Consider the following 11,630-nt stretch of genomic DNA (forward strand, 5'->3'; position numbering starts at 1 on the left):
GGACTTCATCGAGCACTGGTACAATAGGGAGCGGCAGCACTCCACGTTAGGCTTCGTGAGTCCGCAACAGTACGAGGACCAGCTCCGTCAAATGGCGCGAGCAGCGTAAACCATGTGTCCGTCAAATCGGGTCAGGTCCAATATCGTGACACACAGCAGCTGCACTTTCCGGTGAGCGATACGCATGGCGATACCCTCGGATAGCCAGTAAACCCTCGCGGCATTGGCATCGGCGGCATTCGCCGTGGAGTTGCCACGAGCTACTTTGTCAAGTCCACGACGGCTCCGCAATACCAAAACGCGAGATTTAGCGCCCACGCTGGTGACCGGCATCACCGGATAGTTACAGAACGAACGGCGGCCCTGCCTTCTCTCTGGGACCCTCATAGTCTGAGGTCCGCGCCTGGAAGCTCGGAAAGGCGCGCGTTGGCACCAAGCCGGATGAAGTCAGGAGAAGGCACCAGCCTCTGATCAGTCTCAGGAAATCGGGCGGCGTGGGCGAAAGGGCCCAGCTGTGACGAGCGTCACGGCTGAGCCTTTGTCCCCTACCGCAGCAAAAGGATCAACCGAGGCTCTGTTCCGTAACTGCGTAGGTTTCCCGCGGTGCGATGCACGAAGGCCACTACCCTTGCCTCAATGCTGACTTCCCTGAAGGCCCGAGAACGACGGATCCACCACAGTTACGTCTGTCCGCTCCGCCCATCCCTGGCGCAGCGCCGCCGGGTCCTCACGCCGTCAATGGATCGAGATGCAGACGTCGTCGGTGCCCGGCGTGTATCGCCGCACCTTGGACGCGCTGAGCACGGCTAAGGTGAGACTTAACGCGTCTTGCTCGTCGCCCGGCGCCACAGATCCGTCGTGCGCTAATTGAGCGGGCAGATCGCGCGGAAGCAGCATGGTTTCAATTTGCCCGCGCGGTGGTGCCGGCACGACCGTCGGAGGCTTCTGCGCGCTATCGGGCTCAACCCCTCAGCGCGACGGCCCCGTACATCATCCTTGCAGCAGCGGATTCGACGCGATGCGCTGTCGAAAGACTACCGCAGTCGTGGCACTCGTGGCCGTGTCAAATGTCGCACGTGTCGCGAAAGTCCAGCAGCACGTTCTCCTCGCATGAGAGCGTGGGCCGAATGGATTCTGGCTCTCGCATCGCGACGGCGTACTCGTCCGCCGACATGGAAACGGCAATGAGAGGTGGGTCGTCCCCAGCCCACTGCACTACCGGCCATCGGCCATCCGCCGCGTTCGCGAGTTGCGCGATGCCGGCTTCCATTTCCGCGTAGGCAGCTTCTGACGGCACCGTGACGATCAGCCAGCGCTCGAAGTAGGGCGCACCGCCCATCCCCGCATAGTCAACGTGGCCCCCAAACGTTGCAACGAGGTCCACGAGTTGGGACTCAAGTCGGATCCAGCGGGATGCCTCGCTTCCAGATCGCTGCAGGAAAAGACTCGTATGGCACGGCGGGGCCGAGCCGGATGTCGAAGAGCGCAGATTCATGCCACCAGACTACCGCGCTTGCTGACGTTCGCCCGATGTGCGTCATCGGCTGGCTCTGTTTGGTACCCCGCTAAACCCTTCATTCCGAGCGGACATCGACGGATTAGCCCGAGGATGCGTCGCACATTCCGCAGCGGGAGCAGCTGCATGTCGGCCTAGACTGTGGGTATGACCCACATGGACGCATTTCGCCAACACCACCGCGACCTTGATCGCGCCGCTGCACCGTACTACTCGAGTGGACGCGCGGGCAGACCGGAGCGCCTTTGGAGCCCCCGCGAACTCCCCGAGGCCCTGTCGCCTACCCCGCTCGTCCGAATGTCGCTGCGAGGATGCGGCAGCGCGCGTTGCCGGATCTACCTGCGGTCCCTCGACCTGACGGTGCGCGCCGCCGCCATCTGGTGTGGGACCTTCCCCATCGGTCGGGTCCCCGATCTGGTCGACCGAGGCCTGACTCGAGAGTTCGTGTTCGTGGCACCGAGCCTCGTGATCGCCAAGGTTGCGCACGAAATCTTGAGTGCGCACTTGGACGACGAGCGGATCCCCCATGGCGGACGGCTGGAGTACGTCCACGCGGGCAGCGCGGAGACTGGCATCGACGCGTCCGACGTTGTGTTCGGGCTAAACGGCCGGATTTCCCTGTCGCAGCGCTGCTGGGCGAATCACCTCTTGCATTCGGTGCGTGCGCCGTGGCAAACTCGCGGGAAGTGCCTCGTGCTGCCCTGAGTGCAGGCAATGCGGGGCGAGCTAATCGGAGCGGGCGACTTGACGGCCTGGGACGCGACGCGCGCCGAGCGCTGCGGATCGGGACCAGCGAGGGCCCCTCCCACTGCACCGGGGGACCGCAGCTTGCCGTCCCCGTGCAATGGCGAGCGATCCGCCGGATCCGTTACGTTTTGTGCGGCGGTCGCGGCGAGACTCATGTCGCGCGAGCTCGCCGTCGATATTCGTGATCGTGGCGCGCTTGCCCGGCACGGCTGGCGACGATGCAGGCAGGATGGCGACCCCATCCGCTCGTTTGGGCCAGTTGTCTTCCGCAGTGCAGTGTCCCTTGACACCGGCCTCCGGATAGCCTAGCCTTAACATAACAATAGCCCCCCCGCTGACCGACGCGCTTTCTGGCGTCGATCCGGCGCCGTGGGGGCTTTTTGTATTCCGCAGTTTGCCTGCCCTCCCACGCTGGGTTGTTCGATGACCGGCAGTGCCCCTGTCGTGAGCTCCGTGGCGTCTATCACGGCCCCTGTGCGTCGGACGTACGTCAAGCCGGCCCTCGACCCGGCCGCACTCCTGCAGCACGTGATGGCACGTGGCCTCGTGGTGGCGGACCCGGCGGCCGCGTTCCGTGCCCTCGCTACCATCGGCTACTACCGGCTGCTCATCTACATGCGGGCACTGCAGGCGCCACGCGGCAAGGTCTTCAATCCGGGCGCCACCTTTGAGCAGCTGGTCACGCTCTACGACTTCGACCGTGCGTTGCGACTGCTTTGCATGGACGGCATCGAGCGTATCGAGGTCGCACTGCGGGCGTCGATCACGCACCGCGTCGCGGTGCCACACGGCCCCCACTTCTACGAAGACGCCGCTTTCTTCGTCTCAACGCCTTGGTTCAAGCACGGGGCGCTGCTCACGAAACTCGACGAGTGCGAAAGCTTGGGCATCACGCACTACCAGCAGACGTATGGGAGCCCGTCGCGTCCACCCGTGTGGGTCGTACTCGAGGCCGCCACGTTCGGGACGTTGTCGCGCACCTACTCCGGACTGCTGCCAGTGCATCAGCTTAGCGTCGCGCGAGACTTCGCACTCCCCGTGGCGATCCTGGTGTCGTGGTTTCGCGCGCTCAGCGGTCTCCGGAACTTGTGCGCGCACCATGGCCGCCTGTGGAACGCGCGCATTCTGATCAACGCTCCGAAACCGGCCTACAAGTTTGCCGCGCAGTTCGACAACGTGCAGACTACCCACGCACACCTTGTCGTCGTTGGTGCGCTCTTGCAGCAGGTGGATCCTGCAGCGCAGCTGTGGACCCAAAAACTTCGCGATTTGTTTCACTCGTATCCGAGCGTCGCGCCGTCCGCCCTCGGATTTCCTAGCCGATGGGAGTCGGATCCGTTCTGGCGCTGATCGGCTGACCGCGCGGACGCCGCGAACCGAGGCTGAGCAGGAGACATTCGCTGCGCTCCTGCACAAGCTGTTGTCCTCGATGGACGCAAACGACACGGAACGCCACACACTCTGCCGCTTCTGCGATGATCGCGCCTGAAGCAACTGCCCGATCCCGGCGGACAAGCACCCGTCGATGGGAGCCGTCAGGGTGCGATCTCACCACCGGGCACCGGAGGCTACTCGACGTCATCGCGGATGGGCTCGTGTGGGGATCGATCACGGATAGCGCGCGCAAAGCGTGAGAACGAACGGTTGCGCTCGACGCTCTGGTCAGCTGCATAATCCGGAGCTCGGGGTCGCGTGGCCCAGCAGGCGCACACCGACGCGCACAATGCAAACTTGGGCGTCGCAGACGGCGTGGCCCCAGACCGGTGGGCCTCCGTCGCGAGACCCGTTCACGGATGATGCGGCACGCGAATCCGTCGCGCCGCGGCGCCGGCGTCGCACCGCGACTACGCATCCATTAAAGTGCTCACACACGGAACAGCCGAGGGCCTCTTCGCCGTCGGCGAATCGGTGCATCTTGCCGAAGGCGCAGCCAACGCACTCATAGCGCATCGTTTTCACGCCGCATGATGACGAATCGGTGACGCCAGATGATATCTACCCGCAGTGCCTCCACTCACGTCTGACGAACGCTGACGCCGCATCCCCGCTCGCGTCGCCTTTCACCGCGACATGGCCGGCCGCTGGACGGCGTTGCTCCATCCACCCGCACCGGATCGACGGCGGGGGCGACCTGCGATCAGGCGAGCACCGGATTCGTCGACCTCGGGCTTCCGGCCGGAGCCGCCACGCTTCCAGTGAGGTCGTCCTCTGCCGAATCCCGTGCAGCAACCCGGTCACCGAACGGTCAGTACAGCGCGAGTCGCACCAGCATGTAGTGCGCGGTCGCCGAGAGGAGCTCGCCCAGGATCACAATGGCCATCGGCGTCTGCAGCTCGTTCCCTGACTCTCCGCATACGCGCGCCAACGGGATGAGGGCAAGACCGGCCGTGAGAGCAGTCATCAAGATGCTTGAGAGAAGCTCCATCGATCCGCGCACGACCGCATCGTGAAACGACGCACCCTCCGCCAGCAGCTCACGGTTATGCGACACGAGCAGGATGCCGTTGCGGGTCGCGATCCCGAAGAGTGTCACGAAACCCACGAGCGACGCGATGCGCACGACGCGCGTCGTCAGGAATACGGCGAGCACCCCACCGATCAGTGCCAGCGGGAGATTTGCCATCACGAGCAGTGCCATCTTCGGTGAGCGAAAATCCGCATAGAGAATGAGGAAGATCGCGGCCACCGACAGTAGCGACAGCCACGCAGCGACCGCCGCGACGTGTCGGGGCAGACACCTCGGTCCCGACATGGGTTGCGGACCGTGACGGGTGTGATAGCTACCTACGTTTCGCTACTACGTCGCTCCGCTTTGTGAGCGGCGACGCGCATAGACCTCTGACACCGCATCTCCGCGCTGTTGACAGAGCGTACAATCACCACGGGGCGGCTCGCAGAATGCAAGGTGTGCATGGCGCGCATAGTTGTGGGCCAAGTCGATCACCAAGACGTTGTCGAGCACAGGAACGTCAGATACGCCCGAAGCGCGCAGCAGCGACTTCACCACTTCGGCTGCCGCGAGCACGCCCGCTAAATTTGAGACGAACGGCACGGATGCCTCTTGCGGACCACGCACTGGTCCGAGTGCTCCACGCAGGTCGCCGAGTGCGCCGCACAAGTCATGTCCGGCCTCCCGCGCACGTTCCAATAGCGCGCCGGCCGGCGGCGACACAGCGGTCACCAGCGCGATCAACGCGTCCGAGATCACCGCCTCGCCCCCAACCACACCCGCGGTAATCTCAGCCTCCGAAAGCCCAGTGAGCGCCGACGCCTCTTCGAGCGACAACGGCACGCGCTGGGTCAGTCCCACTTCGGGACTGGCATGGCGACACACGAGGCACGACCGGCCGTTCCCCGGGGTGTGCACACTGATCGCGACGGCGGTTCCACCGGTCGATCCTTGCACTAAGACGTCGGGCAACGCTTCTTGCATCCGGTGGCGCACCTGATTGTTGTCCACGGTCGACAGGAAGACCGCCGCCGGATAGTGGGAGCCGACCTGAAATTCCTCGCAACGCCCGCGTACCTCGAGACCGGCTCGCGGCACAGCGCGATCAAGGACCTCGGTCTTTGGCACACCCACGTCCTGCTCCGTGAAGAAGAAGCACCGGTTGAGGTTCCGCACGTCCACGCGCTTGGGGTCGAGGATCGAGAGCGTTCCAGTGACCATCTCCGTAGAAGCGAACGCCAGCGCGCTCGCGTTCCCGACCGCGCCGGCGCCCACCTGCAGAACTTGGTCCATCGGCAGCGAGAGGCCGAAGTCATCCCCCAACTCTTCGCTAGCGGCCGCAGCAGTCACCGGATTCATGTGCCACGCGCTGAAGTCCCACGCGTGCACGTAGCGCTCGCGAAAGCGCTCGGCCTCGTCTGGTGGCAGCGAGGAGGCGACGAGGGATTTAAATACCTCGGCGGTGGCGAAACACGCGGCGGCCAGGGCACCAAACGGCGTTGCGGATGCGCGGACATTTCCGGCGTGCGTGCTCCGGCGCAGCGCACACGTCCATCCGGTAAACGCTACATGCACATCGTCACGCGAGTGTCCGCGTCCGATGCCGGCCTCCCCGATCCATACTCGCGCCGCCGTAACGCGCTCGTGAGCGGTGAGCGGTGCGACGCGCCGGAGCGACCGATCCGCACGCGTGTCAACACGGCGCAATCGTTCGATGGCCGCATCCAACGCCTCGGCGTCCGTCGTCGAGAGGTCGCCATCCACACAGGCCTCGACCCGCGCCACAAACCGAAACAACATGTTCAGCGTCGCGTGGACCGCGACGAAACCGTTGGCGGTGCGGAGCGTGGACGCGCGGATATGGACGACTACCTGCGCTTCGGCAAAGTGTGTCATCGCGAGGGCGGCGCGCGCCTCACCGACCACTAGTGCCAATGCACGGCGTGTTCGGTCATCACGGGCGGCAACGCGCTCCGCTTCGGAGCCAAGCCCCCAACCGGTCACGGGATTGTCCGGACGAGGTGGGGTACGGGAGCGTCCGATGCACCACCGCCCGCGCCGCGGGCCGGACGCGGCGCGATGCCCGGGGTCCACACCATGGCGTCGCTCTCCACGACACGAATCAAGCCACGGGCCTCCTGCGCGTCGAGCGCGTGCCACCGGCCATCCCGGAGCTGATGCACGCCGAGTTCCTCGATGTGCTGCACCGGCGCGGCGGCGTACTGTGGCCAGACGAGCGAGAGGAACCCCTCCGAACTCGCGATGGAAAAATCGTCGTCAGTTGGCGAGTGTCCGGTCCACGCGCCGGGATGCGTGTGCACCTGCATCAACGCGGTTAGACCTTCGCCTCGGAGCCATCGACCCATCTCGGCGGTCGTGTTGCTCCCCACGTGCACAAAGCTTGCTTCGTGTGTGACGTCGGCCCCGCACGGATACACGACGGCCATCACGACCGCCTCCGCACCAAATCGCCGACCGCCGAGCAACACCGTACTCTCCACGCCGCGCAGACCGTCCTGACGCAGCAGCTCCCAGGCCCGCTGCAGAATCGCGCGTGGCACCCAGTACGCCCGAACCGGCGCGGCCGTCGCCGTAGTCGGCGACACGTCGCCCCGGAGCAGGGTTGGCGCACGCTCGTCACCACGTTCGCCTCCATGCTTGCCACCACGCGCGGTAATCCGTTCACGTTCACGATCTGACATCAGCTCTCCCGGTGTATGCGCCTGGTTGGTCCAAGATGTCCTGCACCGCCGTGCCTACGATCCAGACGGCCCGTTTGGGACGCCATCCATACGATTGCCATTCGCTATGATGCGCACGGCCCTCGCGCGTCCAGGGATTGCAGATCCATCCGACCCCGTGCTGCGGCGGGTGCTTGAAGAAGTTGGTGAGGCCTGCGGGCCAGTCGCGGAGCAGGCCTTCCTGGTGTGACACTGGGTCGCAAAACGTCACGCTCGGCGGACCATCTGCGAGGGCCGCCCCGAAGTCGAGTCGCAGGCAGTACCGGTCCTGCGTGTCGAGCGGTGTGAGCGTGATGTACACACGCAGCACGTCAGGCACCGACGCGACCTGCCAACGGTGTGACTCGCTCGACGTTAGGCGACCGACTTCGGCGCCTAACGTGACGAGGTCAAACGCGGACGGCATCCTACTGGCGCCCTCGACACACAATCACGTGCCCGACGCCTGCTCTTCGTTGAGCCGGAAATGCGCCGCGCCGCGCTCGTAGCCGAGCTGCGCGAGCGTCTGCTCCTCCTCTACGGCCGTGAAGCGGTGCCGCGACTTGTCGTCATTGAGATAGTACGCCTTGTCCGAGGGCGGATTCGGCACGAACACCGAGCGTGCCCATATCTTGATCGCGCTGAGCACCGTGTCAGTGGGGAACTTCCGCGTAATCGGCTGGTCGGCCGAGATGTAGTCGCAGTGCACCTGCACTTCCTTGACGCCATCCGGCTTGTCGGGCTTAGCCGACTTGTCCGACTGATCCGGCTGCTCTGCGCTACGGCTGTACTGATCGGGCGTCTCGGTATGGGCATCGGTGGCCAGCGCCGCGCTGTGCGGCGGGTGCTGCGTGTGGTCCTGCGTGTCGTCGTACATCGAGCGTGGTGTCGTCATGTCCGCCTCCGGATGGCGCCGTGTGATACGAGCGACCAAGCGTACCGGCTACGTTGCGCGGTCATCACCATGGTCACTGTAACAACGCGGGGACGTCACCCGCGCGGTGACGTCCCCGTGCTGTTGCGGCACACGCGCCACGCCATTCGCCGTGCCTACGTGAACCGCCCGCAGCGCATCAGCTGATAAAACATCGCTTCGCGTGACACATCGTAGGTTTGCGCGAGCTGTTGCGGCAGACCCGCTGACAGCGGCTTGGCGATCTTCCGGATCCACGGGCTGGGAATCAACAATTCGGACGCGAACGTGTTGGCCTCAATCTCAAAGGCGCTGCGGCCTTCCGACTCGCTATCCTGCTCGAAGACGCCAGAGTACCCAAGGGTATCGGCGGGCAGCGGCATGTCGGACAGGTGATGCGTGAGACGCCAGTGTCCGAGTTCGTGCGCAAGCGTGAATCGCTGCCGCTCGCGGCTTCGCCCGCGAGTATTGATCACAATTTCTCGCTGGTCGGGATAGAGCTGACCCGACAACTTTCCTTCGACCTCGACGAACACCACAGCAAGGCCGCAGGCGCGCGCCAGCGCCTCGACGTCGACGGCAGGCATCGTCACCTTGTGCTGCTTGAGGAGCGCCAGCGCGGCATCGCGCGCCATCTTGCGTCGCGGTTCGGCGGCACGCAGTCGCTCGTCCGCATCAAAGTCGGGCGCATACTCACGCGCCGCACGCATCGAGAAGTCGAGTTCGTCCATACTAACAATCCGTACCGTCAGAACGGGGCCTCGCCGCCGCAGCATCGGCGCGCGTCAGTTCGGGCGCCACGCGTCGATAGGCTGCCAAAAACTTTGCGGCGCCGGCGTTTTCTTGCTGAACGGCGGCGAACGCGAGGCGCAGACTATCCCTGCGCGCATCCTGTACCGCCTGCTGCTGATCGAAGCGGCCCAGCGCAAAGCGTGCCCTCGACTCCACGCTCTGGCAGACGGCGCGCCGGGCGGTTAATGCCAGCAAGTCACCAAAGCGGTCGAGTGGTTCGTGCACGGCGGCAGCAAACAGCAGGACACGGTCCACGCCGAGTTGATACCATGGCTTTGTCTTCGTCTCAACCGCCGCCCAGTCAGCGGTCGGCACGCCGGACAGCCGCGCGGCGTGTTCGGTGGTCAGCCCCGCACGCTCGCGGAGCTGACGGAAGAGCTCTGGGGGGGACTGCGCATGGCACGCGGCCTCGAGGCCGCGTGCGGCGCGCACCTGCGCGCGTTCCCGCTCCCGCACGCTTCGCAGCTGCGCGAGGCGCTCAGACGTGACCGACGCGTCGGGCAACGTTTCGGCCAGCACGTCTGCCGCGCCGGACGAGAGGGGAACGTCGCGAAACAGCCCGGACTGGCGTAGACGCTCGAACCACACGTCAAGCCGCTCCGTGTCGAGCGACGTTATGTCGGCCGAGGTGGCGACTGCGTCTATCGCGGCGCGGAGGCGTGCCAGCGAGGTATCGAGCATCGCATCCGTTGCCGGGCGAGCCTGCTCGCCCGCAGCACCGCGAGCGGTGTCCTTAGACATCGTGACTCCAATGGTTAGGCGTGCACCGCATGCACTCGCGTCGGTGCGGCAGCGCAGAAAAAGGAGGGCGCACGCTCATGAGGCCTGCTGGCTGGCCGGTAGTCGCCGCATAAAGGCTTTCGCCAACTTTGCTTTGGCCTTGTAGCGCAGCTTTCTGACCAAATCGACCGGCTTCGCCACGTATTGCGCGATCTGCGCGTCCGAGTCGTCGTTGATGAAGGTGCACCACAGAATTGTTTGGTCGGTTTCCGACAGCGAGGCGAAGGCGTCCCGCATGATGCGCTTGCGCTCACTGCGGGGGGAATCGTCTTCGGCGTCCACATCCGGGCTGAGCGGACTCCCGTCCGGATCGGAGGCCTCTGCGGAGTCGGACAGCAATCGCTCCGCCATCTCGTCGAATGACACCAGCTCGACGCCCGTCGGTGGCACGACACCGAGCCGCCCGCGACGCGCGTCGAGGATGACGCGGTCGGCGATCTTGATGCACCAGGAGCGAAACGACTTCGGTCCCCGTGCCTTGAACTTCTCGACGCCGCGCTGGATGCACAGCGCGGCTTTCATCAGCAAGTCGTCGCCGGCGTCCGCTCCGAGGTCACCGGCGCGAACATCAATGAATCCCTTGATCGCTCCCATATGGCGACGCTCGAATTCGGACCACGCCTGCGCGCTCGTCCGGTCGTCCGCGTCAAAACGCAGCCCCCGGGCGAGGTCGGCATCGCTGACTTCACGCCATTCGATGGCCGGAGCGGGGTCCAGCTCAGAATCCGTCATGGCCATTCGCGAAGTGGAGAGGTGAAGGAGACACGTGGGAAGATCGGAAGCGTTCGGCAGGCAGGCGCTGCCAGCGATGACAGCACTTTGTACCGGCGCCGCCGACGGGCGCTGGTCCGCGGCACGACGGTGGCGCCTGACCGCGGAGCAGGCTGCACTGAGACAACGCCATCATGTCACCACCGAACAGAAACCGACAACCGCCTGAGGCTTCCGGCACCGCAATCGAATGTCGCACGAATCCGGATAACGCCCGTCCTGAATCCACGAGCGCGGTGCACAGCCCGGAGAACGTCCTTTAAGAGAGACGGCGCCAACGGATCACGCGCGAACCGAAGAATGGGCTAAACACACGGAGACAGTGTAAAGGCAATCTCGCTTTGCGCATCGCTCGATTGTTCGCTAACCGGCCCATGGAATGAGTAAGCGGTTTCTAGGCGAGTCAATTGCGGGTATGGTCGATAAGGAAGTTGTGCAGCGCGCAGGCGTCTCTCGGACTGGGACAACGCCGGGAACGCGGCGAGACGCTCTTGAATCAACGGCTTGAACGGCTCCATTTGGGCGGTATCGCCACGCGCGACCGCGGCGTCTCGGCGGCCAGATCGCGCTCTCATTTGCCGGCCTCGGCCAGATCATAGACGAGACGGCGACTGATCTCCAACTCCCGAGCAATGGCCGCTTTGGGTTGCCCGGACTCCAGTAGATGCTTGAGCAACACTAAGGTATCCCGACTGTACATCAGCCTCCTCCACGATAGGGCAAGAGGCCACGATCCGACGGGACAGCGTCAACCGTCAGACGTTGAGGGGGTCTCCCGAGTGTGCAATTTCGGTCGGCACTTGGAGTGACCCCCATCGGCTGGACAGATGGCGGGTTCGGTTTGACCTTCGAGGCAGCCCCTCGGAGGATCTATGGCCAAGACGTACCGACGGTTCAGTACCGAGTTCAAGCTCGGGGTCGTGGAGGCGTACCTCGCGGGTG

Annotated in this window: 12 protein-coding genes; 2 read left to right on the forward strand and 10 right to left on the reverse strand. The window is 64.7% G+C overall.

Features of this window, described 5'->3' with window-relative positions; all coding sequences use genetic code 11:
* Positions 1–735: 735 nt before the first annotated feature.
* Positions 736–897, reverse strand: a complete 162-nt coding sequence (locus RMP10_RS16185; RefSeq protein WP_310571215.1) for a hypothetical protein — start codon at positions 895–897, stop codon at positions 736–738.
* A 166-nt stretch (positions 898–1,063) separates the two neighbouring features.
* Entirely contained in the window at positions 1,064–1,495 is a 432-nt protein-coding gene (locus RMP10_RS16190) for a hypothetical protein (protein ID WP_310571216.1), read from the reverse strand.
* Positions 1,496–1,663: 168 nt separating this feature from the next.
* Between RMP10_RS16190 and RMP10_RS16195 the strand changes: the two genes are divergently transcribed.
* Complete coding sequence (locus RMP10_RS16195; RefSeq protein WP_310571217.1) at positions 1,664–2,221, forward strand: hypothetical protein; 558 nt, start codon at positions 1,664–1,666, stop codon at positions 2,219–2,221.
* A 495-nt stretch (positions 2,222–2,716) separates the two neighbouring features.
* Positions 2,717–3,613, forward strand: coding sequence for an Abi family protein (locus tag RMP10_RS16200; protein ID WP_310571218.1), 897 nt, complete (start codon positions 2,717–2,719; stop codon positions 3,611–3,613).
* A gap of 895 nt (positions 3,614–4,508) precedes the next feature.
* Here RMP10_RS16200 and RMP10_RS16205 read toward each other — a convergent pair.
* The 8 genes from RMP10_RS16205 to RMP10_RS16240 all read right to left on the reverse strand — a co-directional run bounded on the left by RMP10_RS16205 (position 4,509) and on the right by RMP10_RS16240 (position 10,649).
* The gene (locus RMP10_RS16205; protein ID WP_310571219.1) at positions 4,509–5,015 is read right to left on the reverse strand and encodes an efflux RND transporter permease subunit; all 507 of its coding nucleotides are present in this window, start codon (positions 5,013–5,015) and stop codon (positions 4,509–4,511) included.
* 45 nt (positions 5,016–5,060) lie between these two features.
* Positions 5,061–6,716, reverse strand: a complete 1,656-nt coding sequence (locus RMP10_RS16210; protein ID WP_310571220.1) for a ThiF family adenylyltransferase — start codon at positions 6,714–6,716, stop codon at positions 5,061–5,063.
* Positions 6,713–7,414 (reverse strand): hypothetical protein, encoded by a 702-nt coding sequence (locus RMP10_RS16215; protein ID WP_310571221.1) that lies wholly within the window; start codon positions 7,412–7,414, stop codon positions 6,713–6,715. The genes RMP10_RS16210 and RMP10_RS16215 overlap by 4 nt, the downstream gene beginning before the upstream one ends.
* Positions 7,401–7,859: a hypothetical protein gene (locus tag RMP10_RS16220; protein WP_310571222.1), complete on the reverse strand. Its 459-nt coding sequence runs from the start codon at positions 7,857–7,859 to the stop codon at positions 7,401–7,403. Before RMP10_RS16220 ends, RMP10_RS16215 begins: the two co-directional genes overlap by 14 nt.
* A 24-nt stretch (positions 7,860–7,883) precedes the next feature.
* On the reverse strand, positions 7,884–8,327 hold the full coding sequence (locus RMP10_RS16225; RefSeq protein ID WP_310571223.1) for a hypothetical protein: 444 nt from the start codon (positions 8,325–8,327) through the stop codon (positions 7,884–7,886).
* A 155-nt stretch (positions 8,328–8,482) separates the two neighbouring features.
* Positions 8,483–9,076, reverse strand: a complete 594-nt coding sequence (locus tag RMP10_RS16230; RefSeq protein ID WP_310571224.1) for an ImmA/IrrE family metallo-endopeptidase — start codon at positions 9,074–9,076, stop codon at positions 8,483–8,485.
* Between the two features lies 1 nt (position 9,077).
* Positions 9,078–9,818: a hypothetical protein gene (locus RMP10_RS16235; protein WP_310571225.1), complete on the reverse strand. Its 741-nt coding sequence runs from the start codon at positions 9,816–9,818 to the stop codon at positions 9,078–9,080.
* Between the two features lie 135 nt (positions 9,819–9,953).
* Positions 9,954–10,649, reverse strand: coding sequence for a sigma-70 family RNA polymerase sigma factor (locus RMP10_RS16240; protein WP_310571226.1), 696 nt, complete (start codon positions 10,647–10,649; stop codon positions 9,954–9,956).
* Between the last annotated feature and the right edge of the window lie 981 nt (positions 10,650–11,630).

This window comes from Gemmatimonas sp. (assembly GCF_031426495.1).
In the GTDB taxonomy this organism is placed as follows: Bacteria; Gemmatimonadota; Gemmatimonadetes; order Gemmatimonadales; family Gemmatimonadaceae; genus Gemmatimonas.

Bases quoted from the DNA above. Each gene is read 5' to 3' on its own strand.
- RMP10_RS16185 (WP_310571215.1), bottom strand. From the start codon at position 897: ATGCTGCTTCCGCGCGATCTGCCCGCTCAATTAGCGCACGACGGATCT.
- RMP10_RS16190 (WP_310571216.1), bottom strand. From the start codon at position 1,495: ATGAATCTGCGCTCTTCGACATCCGGCTCGGCCCCGCCGTGCCATACG.
- RMP10_RS16195 (WP_310571217.1), top strand. From the start codon at position 1,664: ATGACCCACATGGACGCATTTCGCCAACACCACCGCGACCTTGATCGC.
- RMP10_RS16205 (WP_310571219.1), bottom strand. From the start codon at position 5,015: ATGTCGGGACCGAGGTGTCTGCCCCGACACGTCGCGGCGGTCGCTGCG.
- RMP10_RS16215 (WP_310571221.1), bottom strand. From the start codon at position 7,414: ATGTCAGATCGTGAACGTGAACGGATTACCGCGCGTGGTGGCAAGCAT.
- RMP10_RS16220 (WP_310571222.1), bottom strand. From the start codon at position 7,859: ATGCCGTCCGCGTTTGACCTCGTCACGTTAGGCGCCGAAGTCGGTCGC.
- RMP10_RS16225 (WP_310571223.1), bottom strand. From the start codon at position 8,327: ATGACGACACCACGCTCGATGTACGACGACACGCAGGACCACACGCAG.
- RMP10_RS16230 (WP_310571224.1), bottom strand. From the start codon at position 9,076: ATGGACGAACTCGACTTCTCGATGCGTGCGGCGCGTGAGTATGCGCCC.
- RMP10_RS16235 (WP_310571225.1), bottom strand. From the start codon at position 9,818: ATGCTCGATACCTCGCTGGCACGCCTCCGCGCCGCGATAGACGCAGTC.
- RMP10_RS16240 (WP_310571226.1), bottom strand. From the start codon at position 10,649: ATGACGGATTCTGAGCTGGACCCCGCTCCGGCCATCGAATGGCGTGAA.